The sequence below is a fragment of the Pantoea sp. C8B4 genome (assembly GCF_051336905.1).
Lineage (GTDB): Bacteria > Pseudomonadota > Gammaproteobacteria > Enterobacterales > Enterobacteriaceae > Pantoea > Pantoea rwandensis_B.
Map to the genome: position 1 here is coordinate 1 of NZ_JBGMNK010000001.1, position 17917 is coordinate 17917.

At 53.5% G+C, this 17917-nt stretch carries 16 protein-coding genes; 6 read left to right on the forward strand and 10 right to left on the reverse strand.

Features of this window, described 5'->3' with window-relative positions; translation table 11 throughout:
• From asr to rstA, 4 genes are all read right to left on the reverse strand, one after another.
• A partial coding sequence (asr, locus tag ACCW76_RS00005; RefSeq protein ID WP_436337358.1) for an acid resistance repetitive basic protein Asr occupies positions 1 to 350 on the reverse strand: 350 nt, incomplete at its 3' end.
• 170 nt (positions 351 to 520) lie between these two features.
• Complete coding sequence (locus ACCW76_RS00010) at positions 521 to 2008, reverse strand: carboxypeptidase M32 (RefSeq protein WP_436337359.1); 1488 nt, start codon at positions 2006 to 2008, stop codon at positions 521 to 523.
• Positions 2009 to 2020: 12 nt separating this feature from the next.
• The gene (gene rstB, locus ACCW76_RS00015; RefSeq protein WP_045833346.1) at positions 2021 to 3331 is read right to left on the reverse strand and encodes a two-component system sensor histidine kinase RstB; all 1311 of its coding nucleotides are present in this window, start codon (positions 3329 to 3331) and stop codon (positions 2021 to 2023) included.
• Positions 3328 to 4053, reverse strand: coding sequence for a two-component system response regulator RstA (gene rstA, locus ACCW76_RS00020; RefSeq protein WP_038646832.1), 726 nt, complete (start codon positions 4051 to 4053; stop codon positions 3328 to 3330). Before rstA ends, rstB begins: the two co-directional genes overlap by 4 nt.
• Before the next feature lie 176 nt (positions 4054 to 4229).
• On the opposite strand from rstA, the gene ACCW76_RS00025 reads away from it, so the two are divergent.
• A complete protein-coding gene (locus ACCW76_RS00025; RefSeq protein ID WP_038646835.1) occupies positions 4230 to 4643 on the forward strand; it encodes a hypothetical protein in 414 nt (137 codons plus the stop codon).
• Here the strand turns inward: ACCW76_RS00025 and ACCW76_RS00030 are convergent, their stop codons facing one another.
• Entirely contained in the window at positions 4644 to 6035 is a 1392-nt protein-coding gene (locus ACCW76_RS00030) for a basic amino acid/polyamine antiporter (protein WP_436337360.1), read from the reverse strand.
• A 211-nt stretch (positions 6036 to 6246) separates the two neighbouring features.
• A complete protein-coding gene (gene ydgH / locus ACCW76_RS00035) occupies positions 6247 to 7203 on the reverse strand; it encodes a DUF1471 family protein YdgH (RefSeq protein WP_038646839.1) in 957 nt (318 codons plus the stop codon).
• Positions 7204 to 7742: 539 nt separating this feature from the next.
• Between ydgH and pntA the strand changes: the two genes are divergently transcribed.
• Positions 7743 to 9275, forward strand: coding sequence for a Re/Si-specific NAD(P)(+) transhydrogenase subunit alpha (pntA, locus tag ACCW76_RS00040; RefSeq protein WP_436337361.1), 1533 nt, complete (start codon positions 7743 to 7745; stop codon positions 9273 to 9275).
• Positions 9276 to 9286: 11 nt separating this feature from the next.
• Entirely contained in the window at positions 9287 to 10675 is a 1389-nt protein-coding gene (pntB, locus tag ACCW76_RS00045; protein ID WP_038646844.1) for a Re/Si-specific NAD(P)(+) transhydrogenase subunit beta, read from the forward strand.
• A 47-nt stretch (positions 10676 to 10722) separates the two neighbouring features.
• Here pntB and uspE read toward each other — a convergent pair whose 3' ends face one another.
• On the reverse strand, positions 10723 to 11679 hold the full coding sequence (gene uspE, locus ACCW76_RS00050; RefSeq protein WP_436337362.1) for a universal stress protein UspE: 957 nt from the start codon (positions 11677 to 11679) through the stop codon (positions 10723 to 10725).
• Between the two features lie 118 nt (positions 11680 to 11797).
• A complete protein-coding gene (locus ACCW76_RS00055) occupies positions 11798 to 12550 on the reverse strand; it encodes an FNR family transcription factor (protein ID WP_034830913.1) in 753 nt (250 codons plus the stop codon).
• 296 nt (positions 12551 to 12846) lie between these two features.
• Between ACCW76_RS00055 and smrA the strand changes: the two genes are divergently transcribed.
• A complete protein-coding gene (gene smrA / locus ACCW76_RS00060) occupies positions 12847 to 13413 on the forward strand; it encodes a DNA endonuclease SmrA (RefSeq protein WP_436337363.1) in 567 nt (188 codons plus the stop codon).
• Here smrA and ACCW76_RS00065 read toward each other — a convergent pair whose 3' ends face one another.
• On the reverse strand, positions 13414 to 14334 hold the full coding sequence (locus ACCW76_RS00065) for a LysR substrate-binding domain-containing protein (protein ID WP_034830936.1): 921 nt from the start codon (positions 14332 to 14334) through the stop codon (positions 13414 to 13416).
• A gap of 310 nt (positions 14335 to 14644) precedes the next feature.
• On the opposite strand from ACCW76_RS00065, the gene ACCW76_RS00070 reads away from it, so the two are divergent.
• A complete protein-coding gene (locus tag ACCW76_RS00070) occupies positions 14645 to 15979 on the forward strand; it encodes an MFS transporter (RefSeq protein WP_160867384.1) in 1335 nt (444 codons plus the stop codon).
• 88 nt (positions 15980 to 16067) lie between these two features.
• Positions 16068 to 17405, forward strand: a complete 1338-nt coding sequence (hglS, locus tag ACCW76_RS00075; protein ID WP_436337364.1) for a 2-oxoadipate dioxygenase/decarboxylase HglS — start codon at positions 16068 to 16070, stop codon at positions 17403 to 17405.
• 69 nt (positions 17406 to 17474) lie between these two features.
• On the opposite strand, the gene ACCW76_RS00080 is transcribed toward hglS, so the two are convergent.
• Positions 17475 to 17909: a DoxX family protein gene (locus tag ACCW76_RS00080; protein ID WP_045814209.1), complete on the reverse strand. Its 435-nt coding sequence runs from the start codon at positions 17907 to 17909 to the stop codon at positions 17475 to 17477.
• Positions 17910 to 17917: the final 8 nt, after the last annotated feature.

Consider the following 17917-nt stretch of genomic DNA (forward strand, 5'->3'; position numbering starts at 1 on the left):
TTGTGGTGCTTTTTAGCAGCCTGGGCTTTCTGTGCAGCTGGCTTGGTTGCTTTTTTGTGGTGCTTTTTAGCAGCCTGGGCTTTCTGTGCAGCTGGCTTGGTTGCTTTTTTGTGGTGCTTTTTAGCAGCCTGAGCTTTCTGAGCCGCTGGTGCTTTCTTCGCTACTTTTTTGTGTTTCTTAGCTGCCTGAGCTTTCTGGGCAACTTTCTTATGATGAACTGCTTTGTGCTTAACAGGTGCTGCGGTAGTGGTAGCGGCAGCAGCCGGAGCAGCTGTAGTGGTCTCAGCAGCGAAAGCAACAGAAGACATACCCATAGCAGCGGCGATCACCAGTGCAACTAATTTTTTCATCGCAAAATCCTCGAACTATTTTTTCATGTGTAGCCCACTGCGGGGCCGGTGAAAGAACTATATGAAAAACAATTCGGTCTTTCCGTGAGGCATTGGTATCGGCGTGTAACGGAATGTACAAAGGCGGGTAAAGGAAGTGAAAAGGGCGGCCCATCAGGCCGCCGCGCAGTTTACTCAGAGAGATAGCGTTGTTCAAGGTGTTGACGGAAATAGTGCGGATTCAGTGTTTCACCCGTGGCATTCACCAACAGTTGCTGCGTCGGGAAGCGGCTGCCGTGCTGCCAGATGTTCTGCTGTAACCAATCAAACACCGGCTGCAACTCCCCGTTACGGATCAGATCATCCACTTGTGGGATAGCGCGTTTCACCGCCTGGAACAACTGGGCGGCGTACATGGCACCCAGCGTGTACGTTGGGAAGTAACCAAAGGCGCCATCGGTCCAGTGAATGTCTTGCATGCAGCCATCGCGGTAGTTGCCACGCGTATCCATCCCCAGAGATTGCTGCATTTTCTCATCCCACAGCGCGGGGATGTCATCAACTTCAATCTCGCCTTCAATCAACGCACGTTCGATTTCGTAACGCAGGATCACATGAGCGGGATAGCTCAGTTCATCGGCATCCACGCGGATAAAGCCCGGTTTCACGCGTTGTGTCTGACGAACAAAGTTATCCAGCGCCAATGCGGGCTGGTCACCCATCAAGGCGACGACCTGCGGATGAATATGCTGCAGGAACGCCTTGCTGCGGCCCAACTGCATCTCCATAAACAGGCTTTGTGATTCATGCATGGCGGTCGATCGCGCATGTGCCACTGGTTGTCCACGCCATTGCTGCGGTAAATTCTGCTCGTAACGTGCGTGGCCGGTTTCGTGGATCACGCCCATCATCGCACTCAGGAAATCGTTCTCATTGTAACGTGTGGTAATGCGCACATCTTCTGGCACGCCACCACAGAAGGGGTGAGCGCTGACATCCAGGCGGCCATGGTTGAAATCGAAGCCCAGTGTTTTCATCACACTCAAACCGAGTTGCTTTTGCGCTTCAATGGCAAAGGGACCCACCGGCGCCGCGATGGCGGTTTTCTGTTGCTTCTCGATGGCTTTTTGCAGCAGCGCGGGCAGCCAGCTTTTCAACTCGCCAAAGGTACTGTCGAGTTGCGCACTGGTCATGCCGGGTTCGAACACATCCAGCAGCGCGTCATACCGAGACACACCCAGTGCATCGGCGCGCAGTTGTGCTTCTTCACGGCTGAGTTTCACCACTTCTTTCAGGTTAGCTGAGAAGCCTTGCCAGTCATTGGCGGGGCGCTGTTGGCGCCAGGCATGCTCACAACGCGAACCAGCCAGCGATTTGGCTTCGACTAATGAAGCGGGCAGAATCGTTGCCTGTTGCCAGGCACGCTGCATTTCGCTCAGGTTAGCTTGCTCAACATCGTTCAACGATTCCTGCTGAGCGGCATCGAACAGGCCGCCGAGGCGTTTATCGGTCAACAGTTCATGCATAAACACGCTGAGTTCCGCCATGGCTTCACCGCGCGCCTGGCTGCCGCCGGGTGGCATCGTGGTTTGCATATCGACACCGGCGATAGCCCCAAGGTGGCCAAAGCGCGCCAGGCGCTGGAAAGTTTTGCTAAGTTCCTGATAAGCAGAAGTCACAATTAAAGCTCCTTATGACGGTAAACGGGGCGAAATATCTCGCAAGGGTAGATCAACCGGCCAGCAGAAGCGAACGCAGGCGCCACCAAGCGGACTGCTCTCAATAGTGACATGTCCCTGCAGTGCCTGGGCAATGGAGTGGACAATTGCCAGCCCAAGCCCGCAGCCACCGGTCGCGCGATCCCGACTGGGATCGAGACGAACAAAAGGTTCGAACACGCGCGCGCGTTCTTCGGGGGGGATACCCGGCCCATCATCTTCGACCTGTAAATTACCAATGGCGCCGTCAAACCACAGGCTAACGCGCAGCCGCTGCTGGGCATAACGCAGCGCATTGTTCACCAGATTGTCCAGAACGCGCTCCATCAGACGGGTATCGGCGGATCCCACATTCTCAAGTTGCGGAATATCCAGGGCGATATGTGCCTGCGGATTCATGGTTTGTACATCTTCGATGTGCACTCGCAGCCACTGCGCCAAATCAAACGATTGAAGGTTGAGATCGACACGCGGGCGGTCGAGGCGCGCATAGGTCAACAGCTCTTCTATCAGACTCTCTAACTGGCCGACATCGCGGTTCAACGCAGCGGACTCGGCGTCACTGAGGTTATCGCTCATTTCCAGGCGATAGCGCAGTCGAACCAGCGGTGTCCTTAACTCGTGGGCGATGCCATCAATCAGCTGTTTTTTGCTGGCGACCAGCGTATTGATATTGTCCGCCATCTGGTTAAACGCCACGCCAAGGCTGTGCAGACTCGAGGTACTTTCAAAATGGGTACGCACATCCAACTCACCGCGACCAAAACGTTGCGCGGCTTTTTCCAGCCGCTGCATCTCCTGCCAGTGCGGTCGTAGCCAGATAAACACCGGCAGCGCCAAAGACATACCGATAAACGCCAACAGCGCGATATCCAGAATGCGCATTTGATGCAGATAAAACAGATAAGGGATCGGGCCGACCGACAGCACATAATGGCTGCGCGGTATGTGCTGCAGGAAGGTGTATTGATCGTCAAGTGCGACGATCTCACCGGCGCGCAGGCGGCGCATATCAGGCTCATCCAGCTGATATTTACTCATCGGTTCGATATGCAGCTCAAACGACAAGTCGAGATCGAGATTGCGGATGGTTTTATTCCAGTCACGCGGGGGAATCTCACGCAATTCACTGCGCATTAAAAACAGCGAACTCGCCATCAAATCGTTCATTGACTGGCGGCCCGCACGCTCAGCGGTGAACTTGTAGACCAGCCCCACCAGCAAGGTCATCACCAGAAAGCAGACGAACAGCAGCAGATAGAACTGGATAAAGAGTTTTCTCATGCGGAGCGGGTATCCCAGGCCTGAGGCGCGAACAGGTAACCTTTATTGCGGATGGTTTTGATACGAAACGGCTCGGTGGCACTGTCATACAGTTTTTTGCGCAGGCGAGATATCGCCACATCAATACTGCGATCCATGCCGTCATAGCTCACCCCTCGCAAGGTTTTCAGCAACGCATCACGATTCAGAATCTGGCCTGCATGCGTGGCCAGCTCCCACAGCAGATCAAAATCGGCGGTGGAGAGGGTGATGTTTTCATCAAACAGCGTTACCTGGCGATTGAGGGAGTCAATGGTCAGCGAACCAAAACGCAGCACCCGTTGCGAACTCTGAATGGCTGGCGCGACTTCGGGCTGGGAACCCTGCGCCTGACGCAGATGCAGGCGCAAACGTGCCAGCAAAACAGCGGGCGGTGTGGTTTTCAGAATGTAGTCATTGGCACCCATTTCCAGCGCCAGAATGTGGTTCATGTCGCTGTCCAGCGATGTCAGCAGCACAATCGGCCCAGACCAGTGCGCACGCAAATCGCGACAGACGGTCATACCATCTTTGCCTGGCAACATGATATCCAGCAGCACCAGGTCGGGATCGGCGTTGAGAATAGTGGCTTCAGCGCGGTCACCGCGCGTTTCTACAGTCACTTCAATATCGTGGCGGCCAAGGTAGGCGGCGATCAGTTCGCCGACTTCCGGCTCATCTTCCACATAGACAATTCTGTTCATATTTCACTGCGAGTGATGAGAATGGCATCAGCATAACTTTTCCTGGTCCTGAGCTCTACGCTATCGCACGAAATATCCCTGGCTGACTGGTATGTTTACCGTGAAATGTGCCATTATTAGCCGCGCATTGTAGCGCAAGGTTCGGAACCGTAACGAAAACCAGGAGGAGTGCGAGGGTGTCTGATAAAGAGCTGGCTTCAGCCGGATACAGTGACCGCATCTGCTTCAATTACAGCGATTTTCTTTCTGCTTCCTGCAAAAAACGCTGGAGTTTCGTTGACGCTATTTACGGCGTGATGCCGATTTTTGGCATGGTCACGCGCAAGTCAGCTCACGGCTTAGCCGCAAGTGACGATCATTTGAAAGAATTAGCATTACAAATCATTTCAACGCAGGTCAGTGACGAGATAAATATCGCACGACTGATTACCCTCGCGGAACAACAGCACATCAGCCGTTTTGACATCCAACTGCCTTATCCGTTGTCAGAAGACCAGCTGGACGCGATTCATCAGGAATACCGTAAAGCGTTGAATCTGACACAGCAGGATGACCTGCTGTGCGTCTCAATCCCGGTTCAACCTCACTAATTACTGCGTTAGCTGCCACATCGCTGGCAGTGCTGCCGCAATCAGTAATCCAATCGCGATGCGCTCAAGTTGTGTTAGCACTTTGTTGCCACGGCCGCCGCGTCGCGCGTACAGGAACAGCAGTAATCCCGGCGCGTACAGCACCACAGACAGCAGCAGATGCAGCGGACCTGAAGCATAAAGCAGCCAGAATCCATAAGCACTGGCACCGACTCCGACCGACATCGCCAGCGGATTTTTTTGTCCGCGAACCGCTTTAATTAAATACAGACCCACCAGTAGATATGGCACCAGAATCATCTCTGACGCGATGGTCAGCAGCGTATTGTAATCCGCGCCAGTGACCGCAATCAGGATCAGACAAACCTGCACGCTGCCGTTGGTGAGCCACAACGAAGCGGCTGGCGAATTGTGACGATTCTGTCGCGCAATGCTGCGGGGAAAAGCCCCTTGCTGTGCCGCCAGAAAAGGGACTTCTGCCGCCATAATTGTCCAGCTTAAATACGCGCCACACACGGAAATAATCAGACCCACCGCAATCACCGTATTACCCCAATGCCCCAACAGATGCTGCATCAAGCCGGCCATGGAGGGATTTCGCATTTGCGCCAGCTCTGCACGGGGCACCACGCCCAGTGCAAGCAGGGTCACCAGTAAGTAAACCAGCAGTGCCGCGATAACCGCCAGCATGGTGGCGCGTCCCACATCTTTCTTATGACGTGCCCGCGCGGAGACTACCACGGCGCCTTCCACACCAATGAAGACCCACAAGGTAATCAACATGGTCTGCTTGACTTGCTGCCACAGTGGCTGACCTAGCGCGACGCCGCTGAAGTCAAAGTGGAAGCGGTGGTAGTTAAATGCGAGCAAAGCCAACACCACAAACAGCAGCAGCGGTACCAGTTTCCCCAGGGTAGCGAGCAGGTTGATGCTGGCAGCTGTTTGCACGCCTCGTAACACCAGCCAGTGCACCAGCCATAAAAGTACCGACGCACCGAGCATCGCTTGCCAGGTATTGCCATCGCCAAATACCACTTGGTCAGGCGAATCGGTGAAGAAACTCAGCGCCGAAAAGACAATCACCAGATAAGAAACGTTGGCGATGACCGCACAGAGCCAGTAACCCCATGCGGAACAAAATCCGACTACCTCACCAAATCCGGCGCGTGCATAGGTAAAAATCCCGCCGTCCAGTTCGGGTTTTAAGCGCGTCAGCAGCAGCATGGCCATCGCGAGAAACAGAATGCCGACACCGGTGATCAGCCAGCCAATCAGCAGTGCAGCGGGACCGGCGACGGCAGCCATATTTTGCGGCAGGCTAAATACACCCGCACCGAGCATGGAGCTGAGTACCAGCGCGGTGAGCGCGCTCAGACCTAATTTTTTATCCAAAACACCATTCCTGGACAGCAGAGTATGCTGGGTAGTGACGATTCCGCTGGAGTGTAACGTGGCAATTGGCCGATTTTGAAACGGAATACCCTGAAAACAGGCGAAGGATTTTACGGAGAGCGAAAAGGGAAGGCAATGCAGGATTATGCAGATCTGCGCACAGACTATGCAAACAGATGAGCAGGGCGACGAAAGCCGCCCCGCAAGCGAATTACTTGAACAGATCCGCGGTCACGGTCAGGTTGCCACCGCTTTGGTTCGACCACTGACGCGTGATGTGATAGTACTTCGCACCTTTTTCCACGGCACGTTTGCCCACAGCATCAGAGATCTCTGTTGGCGTACCGAAGTGGTCAGAGAAGGTGATGGTATCAAACGGCTGCATCTGTGCCGCAGTAATCGCATTCACTTCCTGCACGCTACGGCCATCCGCCAGTTTCACCGTATAACGTTCACCGGTGGAGCTTTGCGTTTCAAAGAAACGGCCTACGCTACGACTTGGCGTATCAGAAGAGGCAACGCCAGGGATAGCCACTTTCTTCGCTTCTGCACCGCCCGCGGCTAAAGCGGCTTTACCGGCTTCAGAATCAGCTGGGATGGAATCGGAGACGCTCTGCACTTTGCGCTCTGGTGCATCGGCTTTATAAACATAAGCCGTCACGTACTGGTTGCCGCCGTTGTTGGCATCAACCTGACGCACAATAAAGAAGGAAGCTGCGCCTTTGTCTTTCGCTTTTTTAGCAATCGCTTCATTCACATCAGGCTGGCTGGAGAAAAAGCCATTGACGGAAACCGTGTCGAATGGCTCTAAACGATAGGCTTCCGCTTTCGGCAGTTCTTTAACACCGCTGAACTTACGGTATTGAGTGGACTCATCCGCTTTAGGGGCATTCGCTTTGTACAAATCTGCGGTGACGCGCCAGTTGCCGCCGTTACCGTTAGTATCGTTGATACCCTGCACATAGAAGGAGTCAGCGCCTTTTTCATCGGCTGCTTTGGAGATGGCATCGGTGGCATCGCCAATAGCATTAAAGCGACCGTTGATATTAATACGTTTGAATGGCTTCAACGCGGCCGCTTGTTCTGGCGTCAACTCTTTGGCGGCAAATGCATTTGCTGCCAACAGTGATAACAAGGTGGTCGCCAGAATGGTGTTCTTCAGCTTCATAAAAATGATCCTTCGCCTTACGCAAAATGAGTACGAAAACGTGCTGGACTCTTGATGTATAACAGATTAGCCGCTGATTATTGCATGTAATAATCAACCTGTCTCAGCCAATTTATGCGCATAAGATTGACAATCTCCGCAAATTATTCATCGACATGTCATTTACCTATGCTATGGCTTTTTTTTGACCGCTTTACCACTTATTCTGGTAACACATAGCATCATAATAGTTAAAGTATTGTTAAATAAAGGTTTTTAAAAACACTAAATTCGACATGACACGATTTTGCGCAGCAGAATATTTTTTATTATGTCGCAAAACTAGTGGCAAAACGTGGCATTCAATCTTTGCATCTGAATATTAGTGTGAATGTCATAAGTGTGCGTTATCGCTGTGGATCACTTTTCACATTTTCAGTAGGTTATAAAGACTTTGTTACATTGCGCATTTTGCTCATAAAAAGCTGAAACGCTGTTTCAGCCTTATGGGCTTGTGCCACTTACAGAACCTCATCCTTTAATTGTTGAAAGGAAACAGTATGTTAATTGGGATACCCAAAGAGCGGTTAGCCAATGAGTCGCGCGTTGCTGCAACGCCAAAGACTGTTGAGCAACTGATCAAGCTGGGATTCAGCGTCACGGTCGAGCAGGGCGCTGGTATTCGCGCAAGTTTTGACGATGAGAGCTTTATCGCCGCTGGTGCCACTGTCAGCAACACCGAAAGTGTCTGGCAGTCTGACATTGTGTTGAAAGTGAATGCGCCAGACGATCAGGAGATCGAACTGACTCGCGCGGGCAGCACCTTAGTGAGCTTTATCTGGCCAGCACAAAATCCGGCGCTGCTAGAAAAACTGGCCGCGCGTAACGTCACCGTCATGGCGATGGATTCTGTACCACGTATTTCCCGTGCCCAGGCACTGGATGCACTGAGTTCCATGGCGAACATCGCCGGTTACCGTGCCATTGTTGAAGCTGCGCATGAATTTGGCCGCTTCTTTACCGGGCAAATCACCGCAGCAGGTAAAGTACCACCGGCGAAAGTGATGATTATCGGCGCGGGCGTGGCGGGTCTGGCGGCAATCGGTGCAGCGGGCAGCCTTGGGGCTATCGTTCGTGCGTTCGATACCCGTCCAGAAGTGAAGGAACAGGTGCAGAGTATGGGCGCCGAGTTCCTTGAGCTGGATTTCGAAGAGGAAGCCGGCAGTGGCGATGGCTATGCCAAAGTGATGTCAGAAGCCTTTATTAAGGCGGAGATGGAACTGTTTGCCGCGCAGGCGAAAGAAGTCGATATCATCGTAACCACCGCGTTGATCCCAGGCAAACCGGCACCGAAGCTGATTACCGCTGAAATGGTTGCCAGCATGAAGCCGGGTAGCGTGATTGTCGATCTGGCGGCAGCCACCGGCGGTAACTGTGATTTGACGGTAGCCGATCAGGTGACGTTGACCCGCAACGGCGTGAAGATCATCGGTTATACCGATCTGCCTAGCCGTCTGCCAACGCAATCTTCTCAGCTGTATGGCACTAACCTGGTTAACCTGCTGAAACTGCTGTGCAAAGAGAAGAACGGCGAAATCACCGTCGACTTCGATGACGTCGTCGTGCGCGGCGTCACGGTGATTCGTGAAGGCGAAGTCACCTGGCCAGCACCGCCGATTCAGGTATCAGCGGCGCCGAAAGCCGCGCAGGCAGCCATTGAGCCAAAAGCAAAAGTGGAAGCCAAACCGGTTTCACCGTGGCGCAAATATCTGTTGCTGGCATTGGCTGTGGTGCTGTTCGCCTGTCTGGCCAACGTGGCACCGCCTGAGTTCCTGTCCCACTTTACGGTCTTCGCGCTCTCTTGCGTCGTCGGTTACTACGTGGTGTGGAACGTCAGCCATGCATTGCATACGCCATTAATGTCCGTCACTAACGCCATTTCCGGCATTATTGTGGTGGGTGCGGTGCTGCAAATGGGCCACGGCGGTTGGGTGACTTTCCTTGCCTTCGTCGCTGTACTGATTGCCAGCATCAATATCTTCGGTGGATTCACCGTCACCCAGCGCATGCTGAAAATGTTTCGTAAGAATTAAGGGGTAACAACATGTCTGGCGGATTAGTGACTGCAGCATACATTGTTGCCGCAATTCTGTTTATTTTCAGCCTGGCCGGCCTCTCAAAACACGAGACGTCAAAGCAGGGTAACATCTTTGGAGTCAGTGGCATGGCGATTGCGCTGCTGGCGACCATCTTTGGTCCCAACAGCGGCAACGTGGCGTGGATTCTGTTGGCGATGGTGATCGGTGGCGCAATCGGTGTGCGTCTGGCGAAGAAAGTCGAGATGACTGAAATGCCAGAGCTGGTGGCGATTCTGCACAGCTTCGTGGGTCTGGCTGCCGTTCTGGTGGGCTTCAACAGCTACCTCGATCATGCACCCGGTCTGGCGCCGGTGATGGAAAATATCCATCTGACGGAAGTGTTCCTTGGCATCTTTATCGGTGCGGTGACCTTCACCGGTTCTATCGTGGCGTTTGGCAAACTGCGCGGCAAGATCTCTTCTAAAGCGTTGATGCTGCCACATCGTCATAAGATGAATCTGGCTGCGCTGGTGGTTTCTTTCCTGCTGATGCTGTGGTTTGTGCAGACGAATAGTACCGGTTCACAAGTGGTTGCCTTACTGCTGATGACCGTCATTGCTCTGGTCTTCGGCTGGCACCTGGTCGCCTCCATTGGCGGTGCGGATATGCCGGTTGTGGTGTCGATGCTGAACTCTTACTCCGGTTGGGCTGCGGCGGCGGCGGGCTTTATGCTTAGCAATGACCTGCTGATTGTCACCGGTGCGTTAGTGGGTTCTTCGGGTGCGATTCTGTCCTACATTATGTGTAAGGCGATGAACCGCTCGTTCATTAGCGTTATTGCAGGTGGTTTTGGCACCGATGTGAGTGTCGGTGGCGAAAGCGAAGAAGAGGGTGAACACCGTGAAATCACGGCAGAAGACACTGCAGAACTGCTGAAAGGTTCAACGTCAGTGATCATCACGCCTGGCTACGGCATGGCGGTGGCGCAGGCGCAGTACCCGGTGGCGGAAATCACCGAGAAACTGCGTGCGCGTGGCATCAAAGTGCGTTTCGGGATCCATCCGGTTGCCGGTCGTTTGCCTGGCCACATGAACGTGTTGCTGGCTGAAGCCAAAGTGCCGTATGACGTGGTGCTGGAAATGGACGAGATTAACGATGATTTCAGCGATACCGATACCGTGCTGGTGATCGGTGCCAATGACACCGTTAACCCGGCGGCGCAGGAAGATCCGCGCAGCCCAATCGCGGGTATGCCCGTACTGGAAGTGTGGAAAGCGCAGAACGTTATCGTGTTTAAACGTTCAATGAATACCGGTTACGCCGGGGTACAGAACCCGCTGTTCTTCAAAGACAACACGCAAATGTTGTTTGGTGATGCGAAGGCGAGTGTAGAAGGTATCCTGCGCGCGCTGTAATCTGTATTGCGATTAAAAAAGGCGACCATCTGGTCGCCTTTGTTGTTTTAATCGTCTTCGTCTTCTTCATCGTCATAATCAATCGGCGATTTGAAATCGTCCGGTTTGATTGCCAGCAAATCACAACGCAGATGATCGATAACCTGCTCTGCGGTATTCCCGAGGAACGCGGCTGAAAGGCCAGTGCGGCCGATGGTGCCGAGTACCACAATCCCCGCCTCCAGATGAGAGGCGATATCCGGTATCACTTCCTCCGGCAAGCCTTTTGCCACATGCGTAAACTCTTCGCCGATGGAGAATTTCTGGCGTAACGCTTTCATCGCCACCAGATGTTGTCCGCGAATCGCATCGTTATACACGCTGGGGTCAAAGTCGGGGAGTTCAATAGCGATATTGATTGGCGTGATGGGATAAGCACCGACAAGGTGCACTTCAGTATGATTGACCATATCAGCCAGCAGCACCGTTTCACGAATCAGCTTTTGATTTAACTCATCGTGATGGGGCTCTTCACTGGCCAGATTGACCGCCACAACGGCTCTGCCTCCTTCTGGCCATGGCTGATCTTTCACCATCCACGCCGGGCAGGGGCATTTACGCAGCAGATGCCAGTCAGTTGGGGTAAAAATCACCGCTTCGAGGCGATCGTGCTGGTGGGCCATTTTCAACACCAGGTCGTGCTGGTGCGCCATCACTTCCTGAATGATCGCTTCATAAGGGCGATTATGCCACACCACTTTAATTTCAATATCAACACCCGCCTCAAGATAGGCGTGGGCCTGTTGACGAATCCATTCAGTACGCTGACTGATGACGCCTTTACGCATGTTGGAACGTTCATCAGGCGACAACAAGGTGGTCATTTCATAGGAGAAGTCGTAGATAGGCAGAAAAGCTTTGATTTTTCCGCCGATACGTTGATTCAGATACACCGCACGACGTAACGCGGGTTGATCGTCCTGCTGGGCGTCAATCGCCACCAGAATATTTTGGTACCGGGACATAGGGCAATCTCCTCAAACCAAAGCAAGTTGGATTAAAGATAGCCTAAGTTGGCGCGGGGCAGAAGGGGAAAAGTTGTTGCCGGATCAATAAACTAACATTTATCGACCCGGCATAGAATCACGCAGCTTGTTCAGTCTGACCTGCCAGTTCTGCCAGCAACGCATGGTTCTCGATGGTGATATATTTGCCTTTCACTGCCAGCATGCCACTTTTCTGGAAGCGGCCCAGCAGACGGCTGATGGTTTCTACGGTTAGTCCCAGGTAGTTACCAATGTCCCCACGCGTCATGGTCAGGCGGAACTCGCGTTGAGAAAAACCACGTTGACCAAAGCGGCGGGACAGATTCCAGACAAAGGCCGCCAGACGCTCTTCCGCGTTTTTCTTCGAGAGCAGCAGGATCATGTCCTGATCGCCTTTAATCTCACCGCTCATCAGACGCATCATCTGCTGACGCAGTGCCGGCATTTTACCGGAGAGATCGTCAAGGGTTTCGAAAGGAATTTCACACACCATTGCCGTTTCCAGCGCCTGAGCAAAACTGGGGTGATGCGCGCCGACAATCGCATCAAAGCCCACTAAATCCCCAGCCAGATGGAAACCGGTGATTTGCTCATCACCCTGTTCAGTGATGGTATAGCTTTTGATAGTGCCGGAGCGGATAGCGTAAAGCGATTTCAGTTCATCACCGGCTTTGAACAACGTCTGACCTTTCTGAATCGGCTTTTTGCGCTCAATGATATTGTCCAGCTGATCCAGCTCATGCTCGTTCAGTGTGAAAGGGATACACAACTGGCTGATACTGCAATCCTGACAGTGAATGGCACAACCGCCAGACTGAATACGTCGAATGCTGCGTTTTTCCGGGATCATATAGGTACGCTCGATGATTATTGACTGCCGTCAATTTTAACATTTTTACGCGTTAAGGGAACTCATCCGAGCAGTAATTCCCCTTAAACCCCCACTAACGTAGGGTATACCTGAGTTTGCGCAAGGTTTGCCTGACATTATTTTTTGACCTGGAACGTTTTGTTGCCATATTTACATCTGGTCACAACTTGTCTTAGCGCAAAAAGTGACAGATGTGATGCCAAAAATCCTTTGCTACTATTTTGTTTTTGAGCGGCAACTTGCGCTCAGCAAACCACCAGGCGTGAGAAAACACCATGAACCTAGACGATGAAAACCTTTTCCGGGATGCCATGGGCGATGTGACGCCACTGAAAGATTGTGCCAATACCCAATGGTTGCGTTCCCCTTCAACCAAAGCGCCGCGCCCGACGCAAGCCAATGACGAACAGGAAAATTTCCTCACGCGGGGCTTTCTTGACATCATCCCGCTGACGACTCCGCTGGAATACAAAACAGAAGGGATTCAACAAGGTGTGCTGGATAAGTTGCGGCTGGGGAAATATTCCCTGGACGCCAGCCTGAACCTGCTGCGTCAGCCGGTAGAAACCTGTCGAAAGTCATTGTTCAGTTTCATGCTGCAGGCACGCAAGCAGGGGCTACGCAATTTGCTGATTATCCACGGCAAAGGCCGTGATGATGAAGCGCATGCCAATATCGTACGCAGTTATCTGGCTCGCTGGCTGACGCAGTTTGACGAGGTGCAAAGCTTTTGCGTGGCGCAGCCCCAGCACGGAGGTGCCGGGGCGTTGTATGTCAGTTTAAGAAAAACGGATCAGGCGCGGCTGGATAATCGAGAGCGCCACGCCAAACGCAGTCGCTAATCAGGTGTGAAATTTGCGAATGGTCGCCAGCAACACTTCAGCACTCAGGCTGAGATGACTGCCGCTGCGGGTGATAATCCCCACCGGCTCTCCCGGCCCTGGAGAGTTAATCGGCAGGGCAATCACGGCATTGTGGCTTAGATCTTCCTTGATAGCGCCTGAGGGGACAAACCACACATAGTCATAACGCAGGGCCAGCTGACGCGCCAGCGAAGTGGATGAGGTTTCAACACAATTAGCGGGAAGCGCACAACCTTGCTCGTCCAGCATATGTTGAGCGATACGGCGCGGGGCAGTGCCCTCCGGCGATATCACCACCGGCCACTGCATCGCGCGGGATAACGTGACATTGTCACTGAGGAGCGGGTGTTCCGGGCGTACAACCAGTTTAAGCGATTCAAGGAATAGCAATTCATAACTCAGACCCGCCATCATTTCACTGTCGGCCATGCGCCCAATGCCAATATCAAACTCACCCGCGCGCAACCCAGCCAGCAGAACATTATTATGTAATGTCGCCACTTGTACCGTGGTGTTCGGCTGTTGCTCATGAAAGCGATCGAGAATCTGTGGCAGCATGCCCATTGCCGCGGTGGTGAGCGCGCCGAGACGAATCACGACCGGTCGGCCTGGTTGTGGGGCATTAAAGCTTTGGCCCGCATGGTTAAGTGCATCCAGCACTTTTACCGCATGGACAAGAAATTGCTCGCCGAGCGTCGTTAATTGGGCACCGAGACGGCCACGTTCAAACAGACGCGCACCAGCCAGTTCTTCCAGTTCATTCAGGGTTTTTGAGAGCGCAGGCTGGCTGAGATTGAGTGTCTCTGCCGCGCGCCCCAGCGTGCCTTGCTGCGCAACCGCAACAAAGGTGTGTAAATGGCGCAAGCGAATGCGCTGATTGAAAAGGGAATTTTTGTCCATAGCCTCAAACATAATGACTTTTACCTGATGGCGGCAATGGGAAAACTGGAATTATGTTAACTTCACTGCAAAATTATATTAACAAAACCCCTGAAATTGCTAACCTGATGTTTTAAATCGAATTAGTAAAAATCAGCGTCAGTGCAAAATTATCACCTATTGCAATATCAAGCGCTTAATCTCGCATAATTTGAATAATTCTCACTTACACCTAAAAATCCTGCCCGTTATTGTTAACGATGAGCTATCATTAGCGCCGTTTTTTTTACCAAAACTGATGATTAAACGATGAATGTGCAGGAGTTGATCCGTGACCACCGTTGAAGCCGTAGATGTTCGCCAGCTGATTAATCAGAGTGCGCTTAGCCGTTGGCAAAAACGCCTGATTGCGCTGTGCTTCATCGTTGTTGCGCTGGATGGCATGGACATCGCGCTGATGGGCTTTATCGCTCCGACATTGAAAGCCAGTTGGGGCGTCACTAATCATCAGCTTGGCATGGTGATCAGCGCCGCGCTGATTGGCCTGGCCTTAGGTGCCATGGTGGCGGGGCCATTGGCCGATCGCTACGGGCGGCGTGTGATGATACTGCTCAGCGTGGGTTTTTTTGGCTTGTGGACGCTGGCAACCGCCATGGCGCAAAACATCGATCAAATGATGTTGTTCCGTTTTCTCACCGGCCTTGGCCTCGGTGCAGCCATGCCAAACGTTGGCACGCTGGTAGCAGAGTATGCTCCAGAGCGTCGACGTTCCTTCATTATTACCGTGGTGTTCTGCGGTTTCACCTTTGGTGCCGCATCGGGCGGATTTGCGGCTTCCTGGCTGTTGCCTCGCTATGACTGGCACTCCGTGATGTTGATGGGTGGCGTCTTGCCGCTGATTGTGTTGCCTTTCCTGCTGCGCGGCTTACCGGAATCCGTGCGCTTCCTGATTAGCCGTCGTGCACCTGCTGCACGTATTCATGCCATTTTGGATCGCATGCTGCCTGGCGTCGTTGAGCCGAACAGCCATTACCAGTCCACTGAACAGGTTGTCGTGCGGCGTGGCGCAGTGGCGACGGTGGTATCGCGGCGTTATCTCTTCGGCAGCCTGATGTTATGGGGCGGCTACTTTATGGGGCTGTTCCTCGTCTATCTGATTGGCAGCTGGATGCCCTCGCTGATCAACACGCTGGGAATGTCGGTGACGGAAGCCGCCATCGTTACGGCGATGTACCAGGCGGGCGGCACGGTAGGTTCGCTGTTTGCTGGCTGGCTGATGGATCGCATCAATGCCAATATCGCGCTGGCGGTGATCTACTTCTGTGGCGGTATTGCGATTGTCGCGCTCGGCTTCTCTCCGGCGGAAGTGGGATTAATGAGTGCCATCGCCTTCTTTAGCGGCTTCTGCTTTAACGGCGCCAACACCGGCATGAATGCGCTGTCGGCCAGCTATTACCCTACGCACGCGCGTGCGACCGGTTCCAGCTGGATGCACGGTGTGGGCCGCGTCGGCGCGATTATGAGTGCTTTTGTCGGCGCAGAACTCCTTTCGCTCGGGTGGTCGTTCAGCCAAATCTTCCTGTTGCTGGCGATTCCAGCGGTGCTCACCACGATCATGCTGGCCCTGAAATGTCGCTTTGGTGACCCGTCAGACCGGGCTGAGTGACAAGGCGGTCACAGTTCCACGAAATTCCTCCACGGCGATAAAGGGTTGATCTACATTAGCAACAACCCTTAACGCCGAGGTGATGACCATGGAAAACTTTCTCACCAGCGATGCGATTCGCACGCTGTTCTCGCAAGCGATGTCCAGTATGTATCAGCAGGAAGTGCCGCAATATGGCACCCTGACGCAACTGGTCACGGCCGTGAATGAACGTACGCTGGAAGCACAACCCGCTTTAAAAAACCGTCTCGCCGCCGCCGATGAACTGGACCGACTCAGTGTGGAACGTCACGGTGCGATTCGCGTGGGAACGGCAGAAGAACTCAGCACACTGCGCCAGATGTTTGCGGTGATGGGAATGGAACCGGTGGGATATTACGATCTCTCGCAAGCGGGGGTGCCGGTTCACTCCACCGCGTTCCGTCCGGTCACTGACAGCGCATTGCGCCGCAATCCATTCCGCGTGTTTACCTCTCTGTTACGGCTGGAACTGATTGATGACGCCGCGCTAAGGGAAAAAGCCGCAACTATTTTGGCCGCGCGCGATATTTTCACGCCGGGTTGTCGCGCATTGATCGCTCAACATCAACAGCAGGGCGGTTTGAATGCTGCGGACGCGGCGCGTTTTGTCAAAGAGGCGCTGGAAACCTTCCGCTGGCATGCCCAAACCACCGTGGACAGCGTGACCTACCGCGCACTGAGTCAGCAACATCGATTGATCGCCGATGTGGTGTGCTTCCAGGGGTGCCACATCAACCATCTGACGCCGCGCACGCTGGATATCGATCGCGTGCAAACCTTGATGCCCTCGCGCGGCATCGATCCCAAAACCCTTATTGAGGGGCCACCACGGCGCGAGGTGCCGATCCTGTTACGTCAAACCAGCTTTAAAGCGCTGGAAGAGGCAGTGCATTTTAATGACGGCACTCCCGGCACCCATACTGCGCGCTTTGGCGAGATTGAGCAGCGCGGCGCGGCACTGACCCCCAAAGGACGTACACTGTACGACCGTCTGTTGGCGGAAGCAGGCACCGGCAGCGATAACCAGCATCATCAACAGCATCTGAGCGCAGTGTTTCGTGATTTCCCTGATGATGAAGAAGCCTTGCGTGAACAGGAACTGGCGTGGTTCCGCTACCGTTTGACCGCTAAGGGCACCCAGCATCCTCCGCAAATGGGGGAAACCCTGGCCCAACTCCTCGCTGAGGGGCGGGTGCAGGCAGAACCGATTGTGTATGAAGATTTCCTGCCAGTGAGTGCAGCGGGGATATTCCAGTCTAATTTAGGCGACGAAACGCACGCACGCAGCGCGGGCAATGCCAGCAGGGCGGATTTTGAAGCCGCGTTAGGCGCAGCGGTGCAGGATGAGATGGCGTTGTATCAGCAGATGCAGCAGCGCAGCCTGGCACGTTGCGGTATCCGTTAGCGGCATAAGAAAACCGGTCTGTGAAGTGGCATCACCACTTCAGCAGACCGGCTTCATTTCTTTTGATTTTTATTGCAAGCGCGAATCACGCACCAGCGTGTACTTCCCGGCACCCAAAAACATGATGGCGAGTGCGCCAAGCAGATAAAGAGCCTCTGTTTCCAGAGACCAGGCGCCAACATCTGTGCGATGCCAGACTGCGCCCATTTTTACCAGCAAGGTCGCAACAACCATGTTCACCGCGATAATGAAGGCCGCAGGGCGCGTCATTAAACCGATGATCACCATAACAGGTGCCACTATTTCCCCGATGTAAGCACCGTAAGCGATGAAACCTGGCATGCCTTTAACGGCCAGCAGATGGGCGATCCAGTCGACGCCATGCATCACTTTGAATTCGCCATGAAACAGCAGCAGGCCGCCAAACGTCAGACGTAACAGCAGTTTACCGAAGTCCGGGTGATCGCTCATCCGATTGAACATCTGGTTGATACCACCAAACATCGCGCTTC

Coding starts and splice junctions, on each gene's coding strand:
- uspE (WP_436337362.1), bottom strand. CDS start 11,679: ATGTCCCGGTACCAAAATATTCTGGTGGCGATTGACGCCCAGCAGGAC.
- ACCW76_RS00065 (WP_034830936.1), bottom strand. CDS start 14,334: ATGGACAAAAATTCCCTTTTCAATCAGCGCATTCGCTTGCGCCATTTA.
- hglS (WP_436337364.1), top strand. CDS start 16,068: ATGGAAAACTTTCTCACCAGCGATGCGATTCGCACGCTGTTCTCGCAA.
- rstA (WP_038646832.1), bottom strand. CDS start 4,053: ATGAACAGAATTGTCTATGTGGAAGATGAGCCGGAAGTCGGCGAACTG.
- ACCW76_RS00055 (WP_034830913.1), bottom strand. CDS start 12,550: ATGATCCCGGAAAAACGCAGCATTCGACGTATTCAGTCTGGCGGTTGT.
- pntB (WP_038646844.1), top strand. CDS start 9,287: ATGTCTGGCGGATTAGTGACTGCAGCATACATTGTTGCCGCAATTCTG.
- smrA (WP_436337363.1), top strand. CDS start 12,847: ATGAACCTAGACGATGAAAACCTTTTCCGGGATGCCATGGGCGATGTG.
- ydgH (WP_038646839.1), bottom strand. CDS start 7,203: ATGAAGCTGAAGAACACCATTCTGGCGACCACCTTGTTATCACTGTTG.
- rstB (WP_045833346.1), bottom strand. CDS start 3,331: ATGAGAAAACTCTTTATCCAGTTCTATCTGCTGCTGTTCGTCTGCTTT.
- ACCW76_RS00080 (WP_045814209.1), bottom strand. CDS start 17,909: ATGTTTGGTGGTATCAACCAGATGTTCAATCGGATGAGCGATCACCCG.
- pntA (WP_436337361.1), top strand. CDS start 7,743: ATGTTAATTGGGATACCCAAAGAGCGGTTAGCCAATGAGTCGCGCGTT.